At 74.9% G+C, this 24,818-nt stretch carries 13 protein-coding genes; 7 read left to right on the top strand and 6 right to left on the bottom strand.

The genetic code is table 11. The annotated features are described in order from the left end of the window. Positions 1-56: 56 nt before the first annotated feature. The 4 genes from ACIQIB_RS33795 to ACIQIB_RS33780 form a co-directional block, all read right to left on the bottom strand. Positions 57-3,308 (bottom strand): amino acid adenylation domain-containing protein, encoded by a 3,252-nt coding sequence (locus ACIQIB_RS33795; RefSeq protein WP_400762702.1) that lies wholly within the window; start codon positions 3,306-3,308, stop codon positions 57-59. Continuing rightward, positions 3,305-8,977: an amino acid adenylation domain-containing protein gene (locus tag ACIQIB_RS33790; RefSeq protein WP_400762700.1), complete on the bottom strand. Its 5,673-nt coding sequence runs from the start codon at positions 8,975-8,977 to the stop codon at positions 3,305-3,307. Before ACIQIB_RS33790 ends, ACIQIB_RS33795 begins: the two co-directional genes overlap by 4 nt. Before the next feature lie 136 nt (positions 8,978-9,113). After that, positions 9,114-12,167 carry an amino acid adenylation domain-containing protein gene (locus ACIQIB_RS33785; protein WP_400762698.1) on the bottom strand — a complete coding sequence of 1,018 codons (3,054 nt, stop codon included), beginning with the start codon at positions 12,165-12,167 and terminating at the stop codon, positions 9,114-9,116. A 424-nt stretch (positions 12,168-12,591) separates the two neighbouring features. Then, the gene (locus ACIQIB_RS33780; RefSeq protein WP_400762696.1) at positions 12,592-13,653 is read right to left on the bottom strand and encodes an ATP-dependent DNA ligase; all 1,062 of its coding nucleotides are present in this window, start codon (positions 13,651-13,653) and stop codon (positions 12,592-12,594) included. A 66-nt stretch (positions 13,654-13,719) separates the two neighbouring features. On the opposite strand from ACIQIB_RS33780, the gene ligD reads away from it, so the two are divergent. From ligD to ACIQIB_RS33765, 3 genes are all read left to right on the top strand, one after another. Continuing rightward, entirely contained in the window at positions 13,720-14,727 is a 1,008-nt protein-coding gene (gene ligD / locus ACIQIB_RS33775; protein WP_400762694.1) for a non-homologous end-joining DNA ligase, read from the top strand. Positions 14,728-14,801: 74 nt separating this feature from the next. Continuing rightward, complete coding sequence (locus ACIQIB_RS33770; protein ID WP_400762693.1) at positions 14,802-15,452, top strand: GNAT family N-acetyltransferase; 651 nt, start codon at positions 14,802-14,804, stop codon at positions 15,450-15,452. Next, entirely contained in the window at positions 15,449-16,327 is an 879-nt protein-coding gene (locus tag ACIQIB_RS33765; protein WP_400762691.1) for an aminoglycoside phosphotransferase family protein, read from the top strand. Before ACIQIB_RS33770 ends, ACIQIB_RS33765 begins: the two co-directional genes overlap by 4 nt. Before the next feature lie 20 nt (positions 16,328-16,347). On the opposite strand, the gene ACIQIB_RS33760 is transcribed toward ACIQIB_RS33765, so the two are convergent. Beyond that, positions 16,348-17,529: an 8-amino-7-oxononanoate synthase gene (locus ACIQIB_RS33760; protein ID WP_400762689.1), complete on the bottom strand. Its 1,182-nt coding sequence runs from the start codon at positions 17,527-17,529 to the stop codon at positions 16,348-16,350. Positions 17,530-17,786: 257 nt separating this feature from the next. Here ACIQIB_RS33760 and ACIQIB_RS33755 point away from each other — a divergent pair, with 257 nt between their 5' ends. Further along, positions 17,787-20,279: a DEAD/DEAH box helicase gene (locus ACIQIB_RS33755; protein WP_400762733.1), complete on the top strand. Its 2,493-nt coding sequence runs from the start codon at positions 17,787-17,789 to the stop codon at positions 20,277-20,279. Between the two features lie 132 nt (positions 20,280-20,411). Here ACIQIB_RS33755 and ACIQIB_RS33750 read toward each other — a convergent pair whose 3' ends face one another. Next, positions 20,412-21,233 carry a hypothetical protein gene (locus tag ACIQIB_RS33750; RefSeq protein WP_363611496.1) on the bottom strand — a complete coding sequence of 274 codons (822 nt, stop codon included), beginning with the start codon at positions 21,231-21,233 and terminating at the stop codon, positions 20,412-20,414. Between the two features lie 225 nt (positions 21,234-21,458). Here ACIQIB_RS33750 and bioB point away from each other — a divergent pair, with 225 nt between their 5' ends. Genes bioB through bioD form a run of 3 tightly spaced genes read left to right on the top strand, consistent with a single transcriptional unit; the run spans position 21,459 to position 24,721 of the window. After that, on the top strand, positions 21,459-22,664 hold the full coding sequence (gene bioB, locus ACIQIB_RS33745) for a biotin synthase BioB (RefSeq protein WP_400656760.1): 1,206 nt from the start codon (positions 21,459-21,461) through the stop codon (positions 22,662-22,664). Positions 22,665-22,685: 21 nt separating this feature from the next. Next, on the top strand, positions 22,686-23,990 hold the full coding sequence (locus ACIQIB_RS33740) for an adenosylmethionine--8-amino-7-oxononanoate transaminase (protein ID WP_363611492.1): 1,305 nt from the start codon (positions 22,686-22,688) through the stop codon (positions 23,988-23,990). After that, entirely contained in the window at positions 23,987-24,721 is a 735-nt protein-coding gene (gene bioD, locus ACIQIB_RS33735) for a dethiobiotin synthase (RefSeq protein ID WP_363611490.1), read from the top strand. The genes ACIQIB_RS33740 and bioD overlap by 4 nt, the downstream gene beginning before the upstream one ends. Positions 24,722-24,818: the final 97 nt, after the last annotated feature.

Genomic DNA, 24,818 nt, shown 5'->3' with positions numbered 1-24,818 from the left:
CCCCCCGGTACCGAGGGGCCGGGCCGCAGTACGCCGGGCCGCGGGCGCCGGGCCGGCTACCCGGCGAGCCGGCCGGCCGCCTCGGCCTCGGTGAGGGCGTCGATCTCGGCGATCAGCAGGGCCTCGATCCGGGCGGCGAGGGCCGCCGCGACGGGGCTCTCGAAGACGTCGCGGATCGGCACGTCCAGGCCGACCCCGGCCCGGATGCGGGCGGCGACCCGGGTGACCAGCAGCGAGTCGCCGCCGAGTTCGAAGAAGTCGTCCAGCACGCCTACCCTGGGCACCCCGAGCACCTCCTGCCACAGCTCGGTGACCAGTTGCTCGGCGTCGGTGCGCGGTGCCAGGTACTCGCGGCCCGTCCCGGCGGCCGGGTCGGGCTCGGGCAGTGCGGTGGTGTCGAGTTTGCCGTTGGCGGTCAGCGGCAGCCGGTCGAGCGGGACGACGGTGTCGGGGACCATGTAGGCGGGCAGCCGCAGGGCGAGGTGCTCGCGCAGTTCGGCGGGCCGGAGCGCGGCACCCGGGCGGGGGACGGCGTAGCCGAGCAGCCGGCGCCCGTCGCGGACCACGACGGCGGCGCGGGCGACCGCCGGGTGGGCGGTCAGGGCGGCCTCGATCTCGGCGGGTTCGATCCGGTAGCCGCGGATCTTCAGCTGGTCGTCGGCGCGGCCGAGGTACTCCAGCTGCCCGTCGGCCCGCCAGCGGGCCCGGTCGCCGGTGCGGTACATGCGGGCGCCGGGCGCCGGGTCGGGGGCGTAGCGGTCCGGCGGGAACGAGGCCGCGGTCAGCTCGGGCCGGTTCAGGTAGCCGCGGGCGAGGCCGGTGCCGGCGATGTACAGCTCGCCCTCGGAGCCGGCCGGGAGCAGGGCGCCGCGCTCGTCGAGCACGTAGAGGCGGACGCCGGGCAGCGGGCGGCCGAGCGGGGGCCGGCGGGTCTCGTCGGGTGCGCCGAGTTCGGCGGCGGTGACGATGACGGTGGCCTCGGTGGGGCCGTAGGTGTTGACCAGCCGGACGGTGTCGCCGTGCCGGTCGCGCCAGCGGGCGACGGTGTCGGCGCGGGCCTCGGAGCCGCCGAGCACCAGCAGGCGCAGGGCGGCCGGCCAGGGCGCCTGGTCGTCGAGCGAGACCAGCTCCTGCCAGTAGGCGGTGGGCAGGTCGAGCACGGTGACGGAGGCGCCCTGGGGGCCGCGCAGCAGGTCGGGCAGGGTCCGGCCGCCGCCGGGGAGCAGCACGACGCAGGCGCCGGCGGAGAGGGCGGGCCAGAGTTCCTCGGCGTGGGTGTCGAAGCCGATGGAGGCGAACTGGACGATCCGGTCGGCGGGTTGGAGCGCGTAGCCGTCCGGGCCCGCCATCCAGTCGACGCGGGCGGCGAGCGCGGCGTGTTCGACGGCGACGCCCTTGGGGGTGCCGGTGGAGCCCGAGGTGTAGAGGACGTAGGCGAGGCCGGCCGGGTCGGACGGGGCGAACGGCGCGGGCGGCCCGGCGGTCCCGTGGGCGGTCCAGTCGGCGGGCGGCGCGAGGGTCGGCACGCCCAGGTCCGGCCGCGGTCCGCCGGTGGTGAGGAGGAGGGCGGCGTCGGCCTCGTGGAGCATCAGGCGCTGCCGCTCCTCGGGGTGGGCGGGGTCGAGCGGGAGGTAGCCGGCGCCGGCCTTCCAGATCGCCAGCAGCGCGGTGACCAGGTCGAAGGAGGGCGCCATCCGGACCGCCACCGCCCGGCCGGCCACCGGTCCGAGCAGGCCGGCCAGCACGGTGGAGCGGTGGTCGAGTTCGGCGTACGTGAGGTGCTCTCCCTCGCACTCCAGGGCGGGCGCCGAGGGCCGGGCCACGACCTGCTCGGCGAACCGCGTCAGCACCGGCCGGGCCGCGTCGGGTGCCTCGGGCGCCGCCGGTACGGTGGGCCCGGTGCCGAGGGCGAGCAGGGTGGCACGCTCCTCCGGACCGATCAGCCAGTCGCCGTGCAGCGGGAGTTCCGGATCGCCGACGACCCGCGACAACAGGGTGCGGCAGCGCCGGCCGAGCGCCTCGACGGTGGCGCGTTCGAAGACCTCCCGGTCGAAGCAGAAGGAGAGCGCCATCCCGCCGTCGGCGGTGCGCCAGCTGTCCAGCAGCAGATCGGTCTTGGCCTGCTCGAAGCCCGAGTCCATGCTCGCCGTGCGGACGCCGGCGGGCAGCGACGGCTCGCCGCTGCCGTCGGCCAGTTCGTACTGGCTCTGGTGGACGAAGACGGCCTGGTAGAGCGGCCCGGCGCCGGCCTCGGCGGGCAGGCCGAGGTGGGCCGCGACCCGCTCGACGGGCACGTCCTGGTGGCCGAGCGCGGCGAGCGTGGCGGAGCGGGCGCGGCGCAGGACGGTCCGGAAGTCCGGCTCGCCGGTGAGATCGGCGCGGATCACCGCGGTCCTGCTGAAGTAGCCGAGCAGCGGCTCGTACGCGGTCTCGTTGCGGCCGGCCAGCGGGGTGCCGACGACGAAGTCGTGGCTGCCGGTCCAGCGGGCCAGCACGCTCTGGTAGGCGGCGAGCAGCACCATGAACGGGGTGCAGCGCTGTTCGCGGGCCAGCCGGTCGAGTCCGGCGGTGAGCGCGGGGTCGAGGTCCACGGTGAGGAACCCGGCCGGGTGGGCCGGTTCGGCGGGCCTGGGGTGGTCGAGCGGCATCCGCAGGGTGCCGGTGCCGGCCAGCCGCTCGGTCCAGTAGCGGAACGCCTCCTCGGCGGCCCCGCCGTCCGCCCGGGCCCGTTCGGCGCGGGCGAAGTCGCCGTACTGGAGGTCGAGTGGCGGCAGGCCGGCGGGCGCCTCGCCGATCGCCTCGCGGTAGAGGGCGAGCAGCTCGCGCCACATGGTGCGGAAGGACCAGCCGTCGGAGACGATGTGGTGCAGGACCACGCAGAGGGCGTGCTGCCGCTCTCCGGCGCTGATCAGCGCGGCCCGCAGCGGCGGCCGGGCGGCGAGGTCGAACGGCGCGTTGACGAACGGGCGGCAGGCCTCGGTGAAGTCCTGCTCGGTGGCGCCGTCCGGGAGTTCGACCCGGACGAGGTCGATCTCGGCCGGGGGCTGGACGAGTTGGGCGGGCTCCTCGCCGTCGAGCGCGAAGCGGGTACGCAGGATCTCGTGCCGGGTGGTCAGCCGGTGGAGCGCGGTACGCAGGGCGGCCGGGTCGATCGGGCCGGTCCAGCGCCGGTTGAGGTACATGTTGAACCCGGCGTCGTCCGGGTGGAGTTGCTGGAGGAACCAGAGCCGGCGCTGCTCGTCCGTCAGCGGGTGGGTGGCGACGGGGCTCGGCGCGCGGTCGGCGCCGTTGCGGTCAGGGCCGGTCATCGGGCGACCTCGTTCTCGGGGTGGTGCACGGCCGCGACGGTGGCGGCGGCCATGGCGACGGGCTCGGCGGCGGACCGGCCGACGGGCTGGGTGGTGGGCTCGACGGTGGGCTGGAGAGTGGACCGGGCGGCGGACTGGGCGGCGGGCCGGGTGGTCTGCCGGACGCGGGCCTGGACGGCCTCCAGGCCCACCAGGTCGTCGGACTCGGCGTCCGGCACCTCCTGGTCGAACCGGGCGAGCACCGGGATGCAGAGGCAGATCAGCGCCAGGGCGGCCATGGCCAGGCCGAACACCAGGTAGAGCAGGCCGATGCCGCGGCCCTCGCCGGTACCGATGACCTGGCCGACGGTGGAGGCGAGCGCGCCGTCCTCGTCCATCAGCGGCTGGAGCAGCTTCGGCCCGAACGGCGCCACCAGCGCGAACCCGACCGGCAGGGTGGACCAGGCGACCATGGTGTTGACGGCGATCACGCGACCGTGGAAGCGCAGCGGCACCTTGGTCTGGATGATCGTCGCGTAGACGCCGTTCACCAGCGCCAGCCCGTACGTCATGCCGAACGCCCCGAGGGCGACCACCAGGATCGACGGGTGCAGGCCGGTGACCAGGCAGGCGGCGGCCAGCGCGAGGGTGGAGAGGAGCACGCCGCGCAGCCGCAGGTGGCGCGGGCCGCCCCAGACCAGCAGGGTGATGCCGCCGAGCACGGCGCCGGCGCCGGCCGCCGTCGAGACCCAGCCGGCCGCCGAGAGCGGGGCGAAGGAGAGCACCAGCGGGGTGGTGAGCAGGAACAGCGGCGAGAGGAAGATGTTCAGCACCGCGAAGAAGAACAGCATCGCCCGGAAGTGGCGGCTGCCGAGGGCCCGGTGGAAGCCGGCCCGGATCTCGGCGCCCACGCTCTCCCGCCGGCTGAAGGCCATCACGTCCGGGAAGCGGACCGCGAGGGTGATGCCGGTGGCGACGACATAGCTGGTCACGTCGAGGGTGAGGATGCCGCCGAGGCCGATCGCGGAGAGCAGGCCGACGGCGAACAGCGGGACGAGGAACTGGGCGAAGCCGAACGCCATCTGGACCACGCCGTTGGCCCGGCCGAGGAAGCGCTTGGGGACGAGTTGCGGCACCGCCGAACCCCAGGCGAGGCGTTGGAAGGTCAGCGCGGTGGAGAGCACGCCGATCAGGACGTAGGAGTGCCAGACCTCCAGGCCTCCGGAGAGGTAGAGCGCGAGCATCACCGCCTGGGTGGCGCCGGCCGCGATGTCGCCGTAGAGCATGATCCGGCGGCGGTCGCCCCGGTCCACGATGGCGCCCGCGATCGGCGCGGCGAGGATGCCGGGGACCAGGCCGAAGGCGGCCAGCAGTCCGAACTGGGCGAGGGAGCCGGTCTTGAGGTAGATCCAGATCGGCAGGGCGAACTCGGTGAGCGCCGAGCCGATCATCGACACCTGCTGCCCGGAGGCGACGGTGAGGAAGCGCCGCATGGTCGGGCGGATCGGCGCGGCCTTCGGTTCGGCCTCGGTCCCGGTCCTGGCCTCGGTCCCGGTCTCGGTCCCGGGCGCCGGGGCCTCGGCGTCCCGCGAGACGCCGGCCAGCCACCAGGTGGAGTCGTCGGCGCGGCGGTGGGCGTCCTCGAGGCCGGCGGCGACGGAGCGGTGGACGGTCGTGATGATGTCGGCCAGCTCGGCCGCGCGGTACTTGAGGTAGAAGTGCCCGGCCTCGTCCAGCACCACCACGGCGGTGGTGCCGGTGATCCGGTGCCACTCGCGGAACCGCTCCTGGTAGAAGTCGGTCGCCGGGTCGCGGTCACCGCAGACGGCGATGACGGGCGCCTTGATGGTGCCGCCCTCGCTCTCGAACAGGCGGGTGAAGTACCGTTCCGCCTCCTTGGTCCCGACCCGGCGGTTGCGCACGATCAGCCGCAGCTGCTCGGCCTCCACCTCGTCGGTGTCCAGACCGGCGGCGGCCAGCGCGTTGATCATGCCCTGGTCGCTGCGCCACTTGTCGGCGAGTTCCGCGAACCACTCGCCCACGGCCGCGCCGCGCCCCTGGGGGCGGGCGAAGGGGAAGATCCCGCCCAGGTGGACGGCCTCGATCTCGCGCCCGGCCGCCTCCACCTGGCGCGCGATCTCCACCGCCAGCCGCACGCCGACGCCGCAGTGGCCGTAGAGGACGACCCTGCCCTCGACGTTCTCGATGATCTCCTGCGCGCAGAGGGCGGCGACCTCGTCGGTGTCCATCGCCTCCTCGCCCAGTTCGTGGCCGGGCACGGCGATCGAGTGCAGCGCCCAGTCCTCGGGCAGCGCGTCCGCCAGCGGCTTGTAGATCAGCGCGCTGCCACCGCCGTACGGTGCGCAGACGACGCTGCCCGCCGTGCGGCGGCGCTCCGGGGTGAGGCGGTGCAGGAGCCGGCGCGGGCCGCGGTCGGCCTGCGGATCGCTCACCAGTGCGGCGAGCCGACGGACCGTCGGGTACTTGAAGAGGTCCATCACGCCGACCGGTGTCGGCAGCTCCGGGAACGCCCGTCTCAGCCGCGCGACCACCTGGGTGGCGAGCAGGGAGTGGCCGCCCAGCTCGAAGAAGTCGTCCAGCGCGCCGACCCGTTCCACGTCCAGCAGGTCGGCCCACATGGCGGCGATCAGCGTCTCGGCCTCGCCGTCCGGCTCGACGAACGCGCCGCTCACCGGGCCGTCCTCGGGTTCGGGCAGCGCCTTGCGGTCCACCTTGCCGTGCGCCTGGAGCGGGAAGCCCTCCAGCGACACGTACCGGGCCGGGACCATGTAGTCCGGCAGCACGTCCAGCAGGCGGGCCCGCAGTTCGGCGGGCACCAGCGGCTCGGGGTCGCCGGGCCGTTCCAGGTAGGCGACCAGGTTCTGCTTGACGCCCTCACCGCGGGCCAGGACGACGGCCTGGGTGACGCCGGGCAGTTCGGTCAGCGCCGCCTCGATCTCCCCGGGCTCGACCCGGTAGCCGCGCACCTTGATCTGGTCGTCGCTGCGGCCCAGGTAGTCCAGCGCGCCGTCCGCGCGCCAGCGCGCCAGGTCGCCGGTGCGGTACATCCGCCCGCCGGGCGGGCCGAACGGGTCGTCGACGAAGCGCTCCCCGGTCAGCTCCGGGCGGCCCAGATACCCGCGCGCCAGCCGGTCACCGCCCAGGAACAGCTCCCCGGTCACCCCCGGCGGCACCGGCTGGAGCGCCTGGTCGAGGACGTAGCAGCGGGCGCCGGCGAGCGGCGTGCCGATCGGCGTGCTCCCGTGCCCGGCCGCCGCGCCGGCCACCACCTCGTGCACGGTGATCCCGACCGTCGCCTCGGTCGGACCGTAGTGGTTGAACACCGCGCACCGGCCGGGCTGCGCCAGTTCCGCGGCCCACGCCCAGGACGACGCCTCCCCGCCCAGCACCAGCGCCCGGCGCGGCAGCAGCCGCTCCACCGGCACGTCCGCCGTCAGCGCCGCCAGGTGCGAGGGCGTCATCTTGAGATAGTCGATCCCCAGCGTCTCGACGGCGTCGGCGAGTTCGACCCCGGCGATCCGGCGCGGCAGCAGATGCACCCGTCCTCCGGTGGACAGCGCCAGGTAGAGCATCGTGATGCTGAAGTCGAACGACAGGGACTGCAGCAGTCCGTAGGAGGCGTCCGGCTCGACCCGCAACCGCTCCCGCACACCCGCCAGGTAGTTCAGGATCTGCCGGTGCTGCACCGCCACGCCCTTGGGCGTCCCGGTCGAGCCCGAGGTGTAGATCACGTACGCCAGGTCGTCCGGCCCCGAGACCTCCGCCAGCGGCCCGTCGTCGCCGGTGAGGTCGTCGACGTCGGTCAGCACCTGGGCACCGGAGTGGTCGCCGAAGCGCTCACGCAACACCGAGTCCGTGACCAGCACCCACACACCCGCGTCCGCCACCAGGTGCGCCAGCCGGGCCGGCGGCTGCTCCGGGTCCAGGGGCAGATAGCCGCCACCGGCCTTCAGCACCGCGACCAGCGCCACCGCCAGCTCCGGCGACTGCTCCAGGCAGACCGCCACCCGGTCGTCCCGGCCCACCCCCAGCGACCGCAGCCGCCGGGCCAGCCCGTTGGCCCTGGCCTCCAGCTCCCCGTACGTCACCACCCGGTCCTCGAAGACCAGGGCCGGCGCCGCCGGTGTCCGCGCCGCCGTCCCGGCCAGCAGGGCCGTCAGCGTCGCCGGACCGCCCTCCGGCAGCTCCGGGCCGACGGCCCACCGCTCCAGCACGTCCCGCCGCTCCCCCGCCGTCAGCAGCGGGAGCCGGGAGACCGGCAGGTCGGGGTCGGCGACGGCGGCGGTGACCAGCAGCTCGAAGCGCTCGGCGAGCCGCTGGACGGTGACGTCGTCGAAGAGGTCGGTCCGGTAGGTGAGGAGGCCGTAGAGCCCGCCGTCCTTCTTCTCCCGCATGTAGAGGGCGAGGTCGCCGTGGGTGGTGGTGGCCTCGTACCCGAAGCCCTCGGAGTCGAGCGCCGGGGCTGCGCCTGCGGCCGCGCGGTCGCCGTAGTTCTGGAACGCGAACGTCACCTGGAAGACCGCCGAGCGGCTGACGTCCCGCTCGACCTCCAGGTCCGCCACCATCTGCTCGAACGGCACCTCCTGGTGGGCGTACGCGTTCAGCGTCGTCTCGCGCACCCGGCCGACCAGCCGTCCGAAGCCCAGCTCCTCGTCCAGCCGGGCCCGGATCGGCAGCATGTTGACGAAGGCCCCGACCACGCCTTCCAGTTCGCGGTGGAGCCGGCCGGCCACGGCCGAGCCGATCGCGAAGTCCCGCTGGCCGGAGTGTCTGCCGAGCAGGACCTGGAGCGCGGCCATCAGCACCATGTACGGGGAGGCCCCGTACGCGCGCGACAACTCCCGGACGCCGTTGGCCAGTTCCTCGCCCCAGTGGAACTCCAGCGCGGCGCCGTCGAAGGTGAGCAGCGGCGGGCGGGGCCGGTCGGTGGGCAGTTCCAGCGCGGGGACGCCGTCGAGTTCGGCCCGCCAGTAGTCCCGGGAGGCGGCGAGCGGGCCGTTCTCCAGCCGGTCCCGCTGCCAGCGGGCGTAGTCACCGAACTGGACGTCGAGGGCGGGGAGTTCCGCCAGGGTGCCGTGCGCGTGCTGGGCGTACAGGGCGTCGATCTCGCGGTTCAGGATGTCGATCGACCAGCCGTCGCAGATGATGTGGTGCATCACCAGGGCGAGGACGTGGTCCTCCTCGGCGATCCGCACCAGCAGGACGCGCAGCAGCGGCCCGGCGGCGAGGTCGAAGGGTTCGGTGACCAGGGCACCGATCTCGTCGGCCGCGCGCCGTTCGGGGGCCGGGTCGGCGGAGGCGTCCAGGAAGCGGGCGGGGAAGGGCGCGGGGTCGGCGATGCGCACCTCGGCGGTGCCGTCCTCGGTGGTCGGGAAGGCCATCCGCAGGCCCTCGTGCCGGGCCACCAGCCCGGTCAGCGCCGCGTCCAGCGCGGCCCGGTCGAGGGGGCCGCGCAGCCGCCGGGCCGGCGCCAGCGCGTACGCCGTGCTGCCGGGCGCGAACTGCTCCATGAACCAGAGCCGTTCCTGGCCGCTGGAGAGCGGCGGAACCGTCCCGGCGGGCCGGGGGTCGACCGCTCTGGCGGGCGCGGCGGAACCGCGCAGGCGCTGGGCGAGCAGGGCGCGCTTGGTCGCGGACCAGTCGGCAGGCAGGTCCTGGGTATCGGTCATCGGTATTCCATTCGGGCGCACGGCGGGGAAGCGGACCGTGTGAGGCGGGCGGAACGTGCGTCGGGCAGGGGCGGGCGCCCGGGTGGGCGACGGCGGGCCGCGGGGCCGGCCGTCGCCCACCCGGGCCGCCCCGGGATCAGAGGTGCTCGCGGACGGCGGCGGCGATGCCGGCCGGGGTCGGGACGTCGAAGAAGACGTCGAAGGCGAGCTCCACGCCGAGCGCGGCGCGGATCCGGGCGCTGATCTGGATGATCGTCAGTGAGTGGCCGCCGAGGTCGAACAGGTCCTCGTCCGGGCCGAGGTCGGGCAGGTCCAGCACCTCGGACCAGATCCGCAGGACGGTCGCGGTCACCTCGTCGAGGGCGTCGCCCGGGGCCTGCCCGGGGTCGGTGGCGGCCGGTGTCTCGCGGGGCGGGACGGGCAGGGCGCGGCGGTCGAGCTTGCCGTTGGGGGTGAGGGGCAGCCGTTCGAGGGTCAGGAAGCGCTGCGGGATCATGTAGCCGGGCAGGGTGCGGAGCAGGTGCTCGCGCAGTTCGGCGGGGGCCGGCGCGGCGGTGCCGGGGGCGGGGACGAGGTAGCCGGCGAGGAAGGGCTCGCCGGGGTTCTCCTCGTGCACGGCGGTGGCGGCCTCGGCGACGGCCGGGTGTTCCAGCAGCGCCGCCTCGATCTCGCCGAGTTCGATCCGGTGGCCGCGGATCTTCACCTGGTCGTCGATCCGCCCCAGGAAGGCGAGTTCACCCCCGGCCGTCCAGGTCGCCAGGTCGCCCGTCCGGTACAGCCGGTCCCCCGGCCCGCCGAACGGATCCGTCACGAAGCGCTCCGCGGTCAGCTCCGGGCGCCCGAGATAGCCCTCCGCGACGCCGTCACCGCCCAGATACAGCTCACCCGCCACGCCCACCGGCACCGGGCGGCGCCGCCCGTCCAGCACATACGCCCGGGTGTTGGCGATCGGCCGCCCGATCCCCACCGATTCCGGCTCCGCCGCGACCTCCGCGCACGTCGACCACACCGTCGTCTCGGTCGGCCCGTACACATTGAACAACCGGCCCACGGCCGCCCGCAGCTCCCGCGCCAGCGGCAACGGCAGCGCCTCGCCGCCCACCAGGGCCGTCACACCCCCCGGCACCGGCCCGCCCGCCAGCAGCACCCGCCAGCCCGACGGCGTCGCCTGCACATGCGTCACCCCCTCCCCGGCCACCAGCGCCCGCAGCCCCGCACCGTCCACCGCCAGACCCCCGGCCGCCACCACCAGCCGGCCGCCCGTCACCAGCGGAAGCCACAGCTCCAGACCCGAGATGTCGAACGACAACGACGTCAGACCCAGCCACACGTCCCCCGCCCCCGACCCCAGCCGGTCCGCGAACGACGTCAGCAGGTTCACCAACGCCCGGTGCCCCACCGCCACCCCCTTCGGCCGCCCCGTCGACCCCGAGGTGTACAGCACATAGGCGACGTTCCCCGGCTCGGTGCGTACGGCCTCGCCGCCGCCCCGGGCGTCCGCGAGGCGCAGCACGGCCGGGGCGGCGGCGGCCACCTCGGGTGCGGGCTCGCCGTCGGTGAGCAGCAGGGCGGCGCCGGAGTCGGCGAGGACGAACGCCAGCCGCTCGGCGGGGTAGCCGGGGTCGAGCGGCAGGTAGGCGGCGCCCGCGGCGTGGACGGCGAGCAGCGCGGCCGGCAGGTCGGCGGTGCGGTCGAGGTGCAGGCCGACCAGGTCGCCGGGCCGGATCCCGGCGGCGGTCAGCGCCTGCGCCAGGTCGTCGGCGCGGGCGATCAGCCGGCGGTAGGTGAGGTGGGTCCCGCCGGCGGTGACGGCGACGGCCTCCGGGGTGGCGGCGGCCTGGGCGCGTACCAGGTCGAGGGCGGTGCGGTCGGCCGGGTAGGCCCGGGCGGTGTCGTTCCAGGCCTCGGTGACCAGGTGGTGCTCGGCGGCGTCCAGCAGCGGCAGCGCGTCGACCGCGGTGTCCGGGTCGGCGACGGCGGCGGCCAGCAGGGTGGTGTAGTGGCCGGTGATGCGCTGAGCGGTCTCGGGGGCGAGCACCGACGGGTCGTACTGGAGGGAGAAGTCGATGCCGTCGGTGGTTTCGACGGCCTGGAGGTGCAGGGTGTTGCGGGCGGTGCGGTTGTACACGGCCCAGTCGGTCCGCGCGTCGGTGCCGGCGAACCGGGGCTCCCGGTCGGTCCTTCTCCGGTAGCCGAGGGAGACGGGGGCCAGGCCGATCCGGGGGGTGAGCCCGCCTACGGCCGTGCCGAACGGCACGGTGCGGAAGGGGTAGCCGCCGCGCAGTTCGGCGCGGACGGCCCGGGCGTGGTCGGCGAAGGGTGCTTCGGCGGGCAGGCCGGTCGGGGCGTGCACGGGCAGCTCGTTGACGAACGGCCCCAGCTCACCGGCCTGTTCGGGGGTGCGGGTGGAGAGCGGGACGGAGACCGGCACGGCCTCGCCGCCGTACCGGCGCAGCAGGGCGTGCAGGGCGGCGAGGACGAACTCGAAGACGGTGACGCCGGTTTCCCGGGCGGCCGCGTCCAGGGCCGCGCGCCCGGCGGCGTCCAGCCGGTGGCCGACGGCCTCGCCCGGCCCGGCGGCGGTGGTCGCGCGCGGGGCTCCGGGGAGCACGGGTTCGGTGGCGGCGGCCCAGCGCGGGCCGTACCGGTCGGCGGCGCGCCGGACGAGGTCCGGTGCGGCCGGTGCCGGTATCAGTGCTGGTGCCGGTGGGCCGGGGAGGGTGGGGGTGGCGCCGGACAGGGCCTCGCCGTAGGCGGTCGCGAGGTCGGCGACCAGGATGTCCTTGGAGTTGCCGTCGAAGACCGCGTGGTGGGCGGCGACCAGCAACTCGGCGGCCCCGCCGGGCCCGTGGTAGAGGGTGAACCGCGCGAGCGGGCCGGTCTCCAGGTCGAAGGGGCGGGCGGTCTCCTCGGCCAGGCGCTTCTCCAGGCCGCCGATGGCGTCCGCGGAGGCGTCCACCAGCTCCAACCGGGCTTCCCGGTCGGCCGGTTCGAGCACGACCTGTCCATCGCGCTCCACCAGCCGGGCCGAAAGCGTCCGGTGACGTCGCGTCACGGCGTCGACCGCGCGGGCGAGCGCCTCGGCGTCGATCCGGTCGAAGGAGATCCGGACGGGCATGTGGAACGCCTCGCGGGCGAGGCCCAGCCGCTCGGTCAGCCAGATCCCCTGCTGGGCGGGCGAAGCCGGCACAGCGGGCGATACGGGCGGTGCCGGAGCGACAGGGTCGGACGCGGGGAGGAGTTCAGGCATCTGCGGCTCGCTTCGACAGTCGGAGAACGGTGCGGGGCGCGCACCCGGACGGCGACAACGATGGCGACCCCGGGCTTGTTGACGGCACGGCCGCCGGGTGGTGTCCGGCCCGCCCCCGGGACCGGCCGACAGGCCGCTGCGGCCCGGCCCGCCCGGCATCCCAGGATCACCCCCCTGATGCGCCGAAACGGATCCGGTCTTCCCCCCGTGAAAGACCAATGGCCCAGACCTGCCGAGAGATTCGCATAGACCCCATGCCCCGTCAAGGGTTGTCCACGCACCCGCCGCAGGCCGTCATGTACGCGCCCAGCCTGCGGGGATGCCCGTTCGGGCCACCCGAACGGGCAGCTTCACTGACAAGCCGTCAACTCCTCAGCACCTGGGCGAGATCGTAGGAAACCGGCTCCTCCAGCTGCTCGTAGGTGCAGCTCTCCGGCCGCCGGTCCGGGCGCCATCGGCGGAACTGCGCGGTATGCCGGAAACGTGCCCCCTCCATGTGGTCGTACGCCACCTCGACCACCCGCTCGGGCCGCAGCGCCACCCAGGAGAGGTCCTTGCCGCCGGTCCAGCGGCTCTGCGCACCCGGCAGCCGGGCGCCGGCGTGCGCCGCCTCCTCCGCCCAGGCTCCCCAGGGGTGGGCGGAGACATCGGTCATCCGCAGCGGTGCCAGCTCCTCGGCCAGCTCCCGGCGGCGCGCCATCGGGAACGCCGCACAGACGCCGACGTGCTGCAGGCGCCCCTGCGCGTCGTTGATGCCGAGCAGCAGCGAGCCGACCACCGGGCCGCTCTTGTGCTCTCGGTAACCGGCCACCACGCAGTCGGCGGTGCGCTCGTGCTTGATCTTGAACATGGTCCGCGCCCCCGGCCGGTACGGCTGGTCCAGCGGCTTGGCCACCACCCCGTCCAGCCCGGCCCCCTCGTACTGCGCGAACCAGGTCCGCGCCACCTCGCGGTCCAGGGAGGCGGGCGCGGTGAACACCGGGTCGGTGGCGCCGGCCAGCGCCGCCTCCAGCGCCGGACGCCGCCGCGACAACGGCTCGTCCAGCAGCGCGGCATCACCGAGCGCGAGCAGGTCGAAGGCGACGAAGGAGGCCGGCGTCCGCTCGGCCAGCAGCCGCACCCGGCTCGCCGCCGGGTGGATGCGCTCCAGCAGCTCCTCGAACCGCAACCGCCCCTCCCGGGCGATCACCACCTCGCCGTCCAGCACGCAGCGCGGCGGCAGCTCCCGCCGCAGCGCCTCCACCAGTTCGGGAAAGTACCTGGTCAGCGGCTTTCCGGTACGGCTGCCGAGCTCCACCTCGTCGCCGTCGCGGAACACGACGGTGCGGAAGCCGTCCCATTTGGCCTCGTACTGCATCCCCGGCGGGATCTCGGCCACGGACTTGGCGAGCATCGGCGCCACCGGCGGCATCACGGGCAGGTCCATGGCTCCGATCCTCGCGCGCACGGCCACCGGGCGCGCGTCGGGCGGACCCCGCCTAGCGTGAGAGGCATGGGCTCAGCCGTGGAACTGGATGTCGCCGGGCGCAGCGTCCGGCTGTCGAACCCGGACAAGGTGTACTACCCGGAGCGCGGGTTCACCAAGCTGGACGTCGCGGAGTACTACCTGGCGGTCGCCGACGGCGTGCTGCGCGGGCTGCGCGACCGGCCGACCACGCTGCAGCGGTTCCCGGACGGTGTGGAGGGCGAGTTCTTCTACCAGAAGCGCGCGCCCAAGAGCCTGCCCGAGTGGCTGCCGACGGCCCGGATCAGCTTCCCGAGCGGGCGGTCGGCCGACGAGATCTGCCCGACCGAGCCGGCCGCCGTCCTCTGGGCGGCCAACCTGGGCTGTCTCACCTTCCACCCCTGGCCGGTGCGGCGCTCCGACACCGACCACCCGGACGAGCTGCGGATCGACCTCGACCCGCAGCCCGGCACCGACTTCCGCGACGCCGTCCGGGCCGCGCACGAGCTGCGCGCGCTGCTGGAGGAGTACGGGCTGCGCGGCTGGCCGAAGACGTCCGGCGGCCGCGGCCTGCACGTGTACGTGCCGCTGGAGCCGCGGTGGACGTTCACCGACGGCCGGCACGCGGTGATCGCGCTCGGCCGGATGCTGGAGCAGCGGATGCCGGGGCGGGTGACCACCGCGTGGTGGAAGGAGGAGCGCGGCGAGCGGATCTTCGTGGACTACAACCAGATGGCCCGGGACCGGACCATCGCGTCCGCGTACTCGCTGCGCGCCCGGCCGCGTGCGACGGCCTCCACGCCGTTGCGCTGGGAGGAGCTGGACGACGCCGTACCGGAGGACTTCGACCTGCGGACGGTGCCCGCCCGGTTCGCCGAGGTCGGCGATCCGCAGGCCGGGATGGACGGCGAGGCGTACCGGCTGGACGCGCTGCTGGAGCTGTACGAGCGGCAGCTGCGGGACGACGGCCTCGGCGAGCTGCCGTATCCGCCGGACCACCCCAAGGCGGCCGGGGAGCCGCCCCGGGTGCAGCCGAGCCGGGCCAGGAAGCGGTGAGCCCGGCGCCGGCCCGGCGGTGATCACGTAGGCTGACGCCCTTCGGGGGCCGGTGGTGGCGGAGGGGTGCGGGAATGGGCGGGCGCGGGCTGCGGGAGATCCTGGCCGACGCGGCGAAGGGGGCGTTCCCGCCGCCGGACGGCGGGGTGACGGTGGTGCCGCAGCCGTCGCCGCGCGAGGCCGGGGTGCTGTCGTTCTCCGCCCATGCGGTGGTGTTCACCGACGAGGACCCGGCCTGGGTGCGGGGCGTGCTCGCCGCCGTGCCGGGCGATCCGCTGGCCGCCCCGCTCTGTCCGCCCTTTCTGACGGCGTTCACCGAGCGCACCGGCCGGGTGGCGGGCAGCATCGACCTGCTGACGGTGGCGGGCCGGCTGCCCGGTGTGCCGCCGCTGCCGCTGGAGCCGGTCACGGACCGGGAGCACCCCAGGGTGGTGCGCGCCCTGCGCTACCGGGAGGACGTGCGGGTGTTCACGGTGGACGGCGGGGTGCTGGTCCTGGGGCGCGGGGTGGCCGGGCGGTGGGAGGGCGCGATCGAGGTCGGGCCGCGGGCGCGCGGCCGGGGTCTCGGGCGGGCGCTGGCGCTGAGCGCCCGGCACCTGCTGCCGGAGGGCGAGTGGATCTGGGCACAGCAGGCGCCCGGCAACGCGGCGAGCGTCCGGGCGTTCCAGACGGCCGGCTACCGCCCGGTCGGCGCGGAGACGCTGCTGGTGGCGGGGCGCCCGTGAGCGCGGAGCGGTTGTCCGTGGTCCCGGACGGGGTGCGGGCCCGGCTGGCGGTCCGGTTCGGGCCGTCCGCCGAGGCGTGGTGCGAGGCGCTGCCGGCGCTGGTGGACGGGCTGGCCCGGCGCTGGGGCCTGACGGTCCGGGCGGCCGACGGGGGCGGGACGGCCCGGGTCTTCCGCTGCGCGCGGGCGGCCGGGGACACCGTCTGGCTGAAGCTCACCCCCGACCCCTCGGTGGCCGCGCAGGAGGCCGCCGCGCTGCGGGCGTGGGCGGGGCTGCCCTCGGTGGTGCGGCTGCTGGAGTACGACGCGGCGTCGAGCGCGCTGCTGCTGGCGGACGTCAGGCCGGGTTCGACGCTGCGGGAGCGCACCTGGCGGCCGGCGGAGGTCGCGCCGCTGCTGGCCGCGCTGCGGTCGGTTCCCGTGGCGGGACCGGCGGGCGGGTCGGTGCTGTCGCCGTTGGCCGGGCGGGTGGACTTCCTGTTCGACCTCACCGGGCGGCGGGCCCCGGGCGCGGTGCCGGCCCGGGCGCGGGCGTCCGCGCTGGACCTGGCGGCGGGCGGTCCGCTCGCGCTGGTCCACGGCGATCTGCACCCGGGCAACGTCCTGGACGGCCCGGCCGGCCCGGTGGCGATCGACCCGCGGCCGTCCCTCGGGGATCCGGACTTCGACCTGGTGGACTGGGTGATCGACGGTGTCACCGACCGGCCCGCCCTGGAGGAACGGATCACCGGCCTGACCGCCCTCGTCCCCGGCTCCGACCCGGAGCGGGTGCTCGCCTGGTGCCGCGCCACCGCCGTGCTCATCGCCGCTCCGCGGGCGGCGGCGGGCCGGCGCGACGCGGGGACGGCGTTCCTGCTGGAGCTGGCCGGGGTCTGACCGGGCCGGCGGGCGCCGGGCTACTGGGTGGGTGCGGTGGCCGCGACGATCCGCACCGCGTCGGCGATCTGGGCGTCCGTCAGATCGCCCCGCGCGGTGAGGCGCAGCCGGGAGACGCCGTCCGGGACGGAGGGCGGGCGGAAGCACCCGACGGCGAGCCCGGCCCGGCGGCAGTCGGCGGCCCAGGTGACGGCGGCCTCGGGGCCGGGGGCGCGGACCGACACGACGGCGGCGTCCGGGGTGGAGGCGTGCAGGCCCGCGGCGGCGAGCCGGGTGGCGAGCGTGCGGGCGACCTCGCGGGCGCGGTCGGCCCGGTGCGGTTCGGCGCGCAGCAGGCGCAGCGCGCCGAGGGCGGCGCCGGCGGCGGCCGGGGCGAGGCCGGTGTCGAAGATGAAGGTGCGGGCCGTCTCGGTGAGATGGCGGATCACCCGGCGCGGGCCGAGCACCGCGCCGCCCTGCGCGCCGAGCGACTTGGAGAGGGTGACGGTGGCGACGGTGTCCGGCTCCCCCGCGAGGCCGGCGGCCGCCAGCGCCCCGGCGCCGCCGGGGCCGAGAACGCCGAGCCCGTGTGCGTCGTCCACCAGCAGCGCGGCGCCGTGCGCGCGGGCGGCGGCGGAGAGTTCGGGCAGCGGGGCGGCGTTGCCGTCCACGGAGAACACGGAGTCGGTGACCACCAGGGCCCGCCGCCGGGCGCGTCCGGCGAGGACGGCGCGGACGGCGTCCGGGTCGCTGTGCGGGGCGCGGTGGACGTCGCCGCGGGCGAGTCGGCAGCCGTCGATCAGCGAGGCGTGGTTGTAGGCGTCCGAGACGATCAGGGTGTCGGGGTCGGTGAGCGCGGTGAGCGCGGCGAGGTTGGCGGTGTAGCCGGAGGAGAACACCAGCGCGGCCTCCGCCCCGCAGAACTCGGCCAGCTCGGTTTCGAGTTCGGTGTGCAGGGCGGTGGTGCCGGTGACCAGCCGGGAGCCGGTGGCGCCGCCGCCCCAGCGCAGGGCGGCGTCGGCGGCGGCCCGGGTGACGGCCGGGTGGCGGGTCAGCCCGAGGTAGTCGTTGCCCGCGAGGTCGAGCACCCGGTCCTCGGCCGGCCGGCTGCGCAGGGTGCGGGTGAGGCCCGCCGCGGCGCGCAGGCCGGCCGCCTCGTCGAGCCAGTCGAAGACGGCGGCGGGGGCGGCGAGGTGCGGTTCGGACACGGTGCGGTGAGCCATGGCGGCACTCTGGCACGCGCGCCACGGGCCGGGCAACGTGCGCCGGGGTACACGCCGGACCGGCCGTTCCGTCCGCGGGTGGGGGGTCCTGGCCGCCGTCGGCCGGCGGACCGTACGGAGGGCGATCGCCGGTGAGCGCCGCGAGGGCCTCGGTCCGGTGGACGCCCCGCCCGCCGTTCCCGCCCGGTGAGCGGCCCCGGGCTTTGCCGGGGACTACGGCGACCAGGCAAGATAGCGGGGTGACCCTCCTTGATCTGATGCCGAAGCCCGCCACACCCGACGCGCTGTACGAGACGTTCGCCGTCTGGGCGCAGGAGCGGGGGATCGCGCTGTACCCGGCCCAGGAGGAGGCGCTGATCGAGCTGGTGTCGGGGAACAACGTGATCCTCGCGACGCCGACCGGGTCGGGCAAGAGCCTGGTCGCGGCCGGGGCGCACTTCGCGGCGCTGGCCGAGGGCAAGCGGACCTTCTACACGGCGCCGATCAAGGCGCTGGTGTCGGAGAAGTTCTTCGACCTGTGCAAGATCTTCGGCACCGAGCAGGTCGGCATGATGACCGGCGACGCGAGCGTGAACCCGACCGCGCCGATCATCTGCTGCACGGCCGAGGTGCTGGCGCAGATCGCGCTGCGCGACGGGCGGCGGGCCGACGTCGGCCAGGTGGTCATGGACGAGTTCCACTTCTACGCCGAGCCGGACCGCGGCTGGGCCTGGCAGATCCCGATCCTCGAACTCCCGCAGGCGCAGTTCCTGCTGATGTCCGCGACGCTCGGTGACGTGCGCCGCTTCGAGGAGGACCTGACCCGCCGCACCGGCCGGCCGACCACCGTGGTCCGCTCCGTCACCCGGCCCGTCCCGCTGTTCTACGAGTACCGCCGCACCACCCTGCACGACACCCTGGAGGAGTTGCTGAAGACCGGTCAGGCCCCGGTCTACGTCGTGCACTTCACCCAGAAGGAGGCCGTCGACCGGGCGCAGTCGCTGATGAGCATCAACATGTGCTCGAAGGCGGAGAAGGACGCCATCGCCTCCCTCATCGGCAACTTCCGCTTCACCACCAAGTTCGGCCGCAACCTGTCCCGGTTCGTGCGCCACGGCATCGGCGTGCACCACGCGGGGATGCTGCCCAAGTACCGCCGGCTGGTCGAACGGCTCGCGCAGGCGGGCCTGTTGAAGGTGATCTGCGGAACGGACACCCTCGGTGTGGGCGTCAACGTGCCGATCCGCACGGTGCTGTTCACCGCGCTCTCCAAGTACGACGGCGTGCGGGTCCGGATGCTGCGCGCCCGGGAGTTCCACCAGATCGCGGGCCGCGCCGGACGGGCCGGGTTCGACACCGTCGGACAGGTGGTCGCCCAGGCGCCGGAGCACGTGATCGAGAACGACAAGGCGATCGCCAAGGCGGGCGACGACCCCAAGAAGAAGCGCAAGGTCGTCCGGAAGAAGGCCCCCGAGGGCTTCGTCGGCTGGACCGAGGAGACCTTCGACCGGCTGATCGGCGCCGATCCCGAGCCGCTGGTCTCCCGCTTCAAGGTGAGCCACGCGATGCTGCTGTCGGTGATCGGCCGGCCCGGCAACGCCTTCGAGGCGATGCGCCACCTGCTCACCGACAACCACGAGGACCGCACCGCCCAGCGCCGGCACATCCGCACCGCGATCGCCATCTACCGCTCGCTGCTGGAGGGCGGCGTGGTCGAGCGGCTGCCGGAGCCGGACGCCGAGGGCCGGATCGTCCGCCTCACCCTGGACCTCCAGGAGAACTTCGCGCTCAACCAGCCGCTCTCCACCTTCGCGCTGGCCGCCTTCGAACTGCTCGACCCGACCTCGCCCTCGTACGCGATGGACGTCGTCTCGGTCGTCGAGGCGACCCTCGACGACCCGCGCCAGATCCTCGCCTCGCAGCAGAACAAGGCGCGCGGCGAGGCCATCGGCGAGATGAAGCGCGACGGCATCGAGTACGAGGAGCGGATGGAGCGCCTCCAGGAGATCACCTACCCGAAGCCGCTGGAGGAGCTGCTCACCCACGCCTACGAGGTGTACCGGCGGGCGCACCCGTGGATCGGCGACCACCAGCTCCAGCCGAAGTCGGTGGTCCGCGACCTGTACGAGCGGGCGATGACCTTCACCGACTACGTCGGCCACTACGAGCTGGCCCGTACCGAGGGCATCGTGCTGCGCTACCTCGCCGGCGCGTACAAGGCGCTGGAGCAGACCGTCCCCGACGACCTCAAGACGGACGACCTCAAGGACGTCATCGCCTGGCTCGGCGAGCTGGTCCGCCAGGTCGACTCCAGCCTGCTGGACGAGTGGGAGCAGCTGGCCAACCCGACCGAGCCGCAGGCGGCGGAGGTCACCCTGGACGACAAGCCGGCGCCGGTGACGGCGAACGCGCGGGCGTTCCGGGTGCTGGTGCGCAACGAGATGTTCCGCCGGGTGGAGCTGGCGGCGCTGGAGCACTACGACGCGCTCGGCGAGCTGGACGGCGAGAACGGCTGGGACGGGGACCGCTGGGCGGACGCCATGGACGGGTACTGGGAGGAGTACGACGACCTCGGCACCGGACCGGACGCGCGTGGCCCGAAGATGCTGCTGATCGAGGAGGAGGACTCCGCCTGGCGGGTCCGGCAGATCTTCGACGACCCGGAGGACGACCACGACTGGGGCATCAGCGCCGAGGTCGACCTGTACGGCTCGGACGAGGAGGGCCGGGCGGTGGTCCGGATCACCGCCGTGGACCGGCTGGGCGGCTGACGCCCGGAGGACGGAACGGAAGCGGGGGCTCGCGCACAGGCGCGGGCCCCCGCTGTTGTCGGATCATCAGCCCTGTTCATCGGCTCCGCTCATCGGCGCTGCCCGGATCACGGCCCCAGGACGCGGCCACCGTCACATCCAGATGAACGGCAGGCCCACCGAGTAGGAGATCGCCCGGGTCGCCTCTTCCAGCGCCTGCTCCGAGCCGGCCGCGGCGGTGGACGCCGCACCGGACGGGGTGGCGCCGCCGGAGGCGGTGGCCGTCGCGGTGCGGCCCTCGCCGGGGCGCGAACTGGTGACGGTCACGTAGTGCCCGACGGCCTCGACGCGGGGCTCCGAGCCGGGCTTGGCGGTACCGGCCGGCTGCGCGGGGGCGGTGGTGGCGTCCTGCAGGATGAAGGCGAGCGCGCCCGGCTTGGCCCGCAGGGCCTCGGTGGCCCTGGTGGCGGTGGCCTGGTCGGGGAAGCGCAGCACGGTGACGCTGCTGAGCACCGCCTTCTCCTGGCCGACGAAGCTGACGGTGAGATAGCCCTGGCAGCCGCTGTCGCGCAGCGGGTCCTGGGTCCGGTCCTGGAGCGCCTCGGCGCAGTCGACACCCTGCCGGACGCCGGAGCGCTTGCCCTTGTAGGCGCCGACCTCGACCAGCCGCTGGGCGGGGAAGTAGGTGTCGACGTTGAGGCCCTCGGGGTCGGTCACGGTGCGCGGCGGCGGTGCGCCGACCACCCGCGGCGTCTTGCTCGCGTCCTTGCTGGACGGGCCGAGGCCGGGTATGAAGTCGCCGGGCGTCGGGCGGGTGATGATCCAGCCGCCGGCCGCCACCACACCGACCACGACGATCCAGCCCACGGCCCGGCGGGCACTGATCCTTCTCCCCCGGTACGCTCCGGCCGGCGTGCCGGATCCGTGCTCTTCCTGCTCTCCCGATGACGGGGTGCGCTCCCCCTGCGTGGTCATGGCGCAGATTCTAAGCAGTGCGCGGGTGGCGCAGATCACGGGGGCGGTCGTTGACGATCATCGTCCGCTACCGACGGGTAACGGGCCGCACCGGCCGCGGCTCGCCGACGTGACCAGCGCCACTACCGTGAGCTGCGACACTGTGACAACTCGCACATCCTCCCCTGGATCTTCTGGTGGGTTTGCTCTGGCGTCGCTCACGGACCAGCAGGCAGGATCAGGCCCATGGATCTGCTCGATACCCTCACCGCCAAGGGCCTGCGCGGCGAAACCCCCACCCGGGAAGAGGCCCTGGCCGTCCTCGCCACCACCGACGACGAGCTGCTCGACGTGGTCGCGGCCGCCGGCCGGGTGCGCCGGCGGTGGTTCGGCCGCCGGGTGAAGCTCAACTACCTGGTGAACCTGAAGAGCGGGCTCTGCCCGGAGGACTGCTCGTACTGTTCCCAGCGTCTGGGCTCCAAGGCCGAGATCCTCAAGTACACCTGGCTGAAGCCGGACCAGGCCGCCGACGCGGCCAGGGCCGGGGTCTCCGGCGGCGCCAAGCGGGTCTGCCTGGTGGCCAGCGGCCGCGGCCCGACGGACCGTGACATCGACCGGGTCACCGACACCATCGCCGCCATCAAGGGCGCCGACCCGGCGGTCGAGATCTGCGCCTGCCTGGGCCTGCTCTCCGACAACCAGGCCGAGCGGCTCAAGGCGGCCGGCGCCGACGCCTACAACCACAACCTCAACACCTCCGAGGGCACCTACGGCGACATCGCCACCACCCACACCTACGCGGACCGGGTGGACACCGTGCGGAAGGCGCACGGCGCGGGCCTGTCCGCCTGCTCCGGCCTGATCGCGGGCATGGGCGAGACGGACGCGGACCTGGTGGACGTGGTCTTCGCGCTGCGCGAGCTGGGCTCGGACTCGGTGCCGGTCAACTTCCTGATCCCGTTCGAGGGCACCCCGCTGGCCAAGGAGTGGAACCTCACCCCGCAGCGCTGCCTGCGCATCCTGGCGATGGTCCGCTTCGTCTGCCCGGACGTCGAGGTCCGGATCGCCGGCGGGCGCGAGGTGCACCTGCGCTCGATGCAGCCGCTGGGCCTGCACATCGCCAACTCGATCTTCCTCGGCGACTACCTGACCAGCGAGGGCCAGGCCGGGCAGGCCGACCTCGACATGATCAAGGACGCGGGCTTCGAGGTCGAGGGCGCCGGCGAGGCCACCCTGCCCCGGCACCGCGCGGACGTCACGGCCCCGGCCGGCTCCTGCGGCACCGCCCCCGGCGCCGCCGTCTCCCCCTGCGGCACCGGCGGCGGCTGCGGGCCCTGCGGCGGCCACGGCGACGAGCCCGCCGCCGAGGAGGACCAGAACGACGAGCCGCGCAACGGCCTCGTCCGGGTCCGCCGACGCGGCGCCGGCACCGAACTCGCGCCCAACGCCTGACGATCCGGGGGAACCCTCATCATGACCCAGCTGTCCGCGGACACCCTCCTCGCGCTCGACCGGGCGCACGTCTGGCACCCGTACGGGCCGATGCCAGGCACCGCCACCCCGTACGTGGTCGAGTCCGCGTCCGGCGTCCGGCTGCGGCTCGCCGAGCCCGTCGCGGGCGGCCGGCGCGAGCTGATCGACGGGATGTCGTCCTGGTGGGCGGCGATCCACGGCTACGGACACCCGGTGCTGGACGAGGCGGTGCGCGAGCAGCTGGGCCGGATGAGCCATGTGATGTTCGGCGGGCTCACCCACGAGCCCGCCGTCCGGCTGGCCGCCCGGCTGGTGGAGATCACGCCGGAGCCGCTGCGGCACGTCTTCCTGGCCGACTCCGGGTCGGTGGCCGTCGAGGTCGCGATGAAGATGTGCCTGCAGTACTGGCAGTCCGTCGGCCGCCCGGAGAAGCGGCGGCTGCTCACCTGGCGCGGCGGCTACCACGGGGACACCTTCCACCCGATGTCGGTCTGCGACCCGCAGGGCGGCATGCACCACCTGTGGGGCGGCGTACTGCCCGACCAGCTCTTCGCGCCGCAGCCGCCGGCCGGCTTCGACGCCCCGCTGGACACCGAATACGCCGACCGGTTCGACGAACTGATGGAGCGTCACGCCGGTGAGCTGGCCGCGGTGATCGTCGAACCGGTGGTGCAGGGCGCCGGCGGGATGCGGTTCCACTCCCCGGCCTATCTGCGGATGCTCCGCGAACTCTGCGACCGCCACGGCGTGCTGCTCGTCTTCGACGAGATCGCCACCGGGTTCGGGCGCAGCGGCGCCCTGTTCGCCGCCGACCACGCGGGCGTCTCGCCGGACGTGATGTGCCTGGGCAAGGCGCTGACCGGCGGCTATCTGACCATGGCCGCGGCCCTGTGCACGAGCGAGGTCGCGGACGGGATCAGCCGGGGCGAGATGCCGGTGCTGGCGCACGGCCCGACGTTCATGGGCAATCCGCTGGCCGCCGCCGTCGCCAACGCGTCGATCGACCTGCTGCTCGGGCAGGACTGGCAGCTGGAGGTGAAGCGGATCGAAGTCGCCCTGCGGGACGGCCTGGCGGGCGCGGCGGACGCGCCCGGGGTGCGGGACGTCCGGGTGCGGGGGGCGATCGGCGTCGTACAGCTGGACCACCCGGTGGACGTGGCGGCGGCCACCGAGGCGGCGGCGCGGGAGGGCGTCTGGCTGCGCCCCTTCCGGGACCTGATCTACACCATGCCGCCCTATGTGACGGGGGACGAGGACGTGGCGCGGATCTGCGCCGCCGTGACGGCCGCGGCGGTGGCCGGATGAGCGCCCGGATCCTGTTCGTCACGGGCACCAACACCGAGGTCGGCAAGACGGTGGCCACGGCCGCCGTCGCCTCCGCCGCCCTCCAGGCGGGCCTGCGGGTCGCGGTGCTCAAGCCCGGGCAGACCGGCGTCGGCCCGGGCGAGCCCGGGGACGCCGAGGAGGTGGCCCGGCTGGCCGGCCGGCTGACCACCCGCGAACTCGGCCGCTACCCGGAGCCGTTGGCCCCGGACACGGCGGCCCGCCGGGCCGGGCTGCCCCGCGTCTCGCCCGAGCGGGTGGCGGCCACCGTCGCGGAGCTCGCCGAGGGCCACGACCTCGTCCTGGTCGAGGGCGCGGGCGGCCTGCTGGTCCGCTACGACGACGAGGGCCGCACCCTGGCCGACCAGGCCCGGGCCACCCGCGACCGCGGCCTGCCGGTGGCGGTGCTGCTGGTGGCCACGGCCGGTCTGGGCACGCTCAACATCGTCGCCCTCTCGGCCGAGGCGCTGGCCGCCCGCGGCCTCGACCTGCTCGGGGTGGTCATCGGCGCCTGGCCGGACGCGCCCGGCCTCGCCGACCGGTGCAACCTCGCCGACCTGCCGCGCTCGGCGGGCGCGCCCCTGCTCGGCGCGCTGCCCGAACGGGCCGCCGGCGCCGGGGACTTCGCCGCCCTGGCGCTCGCCTCGCTGGCCCCGGAGCTGGGCGGCCGGTGGGACGCCGAGGAGTTCGGCCGGGCGCACCGGCCGGCCTAGGGCCAATGCCGGTGACTTAATTCGTGTCTCGCTTGGTGATCGTGACGGTGGCTGGTTGGGGTGGTGGCCAGTTGCGGTGTTGGGCGCGTTTGAGGGG

Origin of the sequence: Kitasatospora sp. NPDC092286 (genome assembly GCF_044755565.1) — a bacterium.
Lineage (GTDB): Bacteria > Actinomycetota > Actinomycetes > Streptomycetales > Streptomycetaceae > Kitasatospora.
Note: the sequence above shows the minus strand (reverse complement) of the source record. Positions and strands in the feature narration are given on the sequence as shown.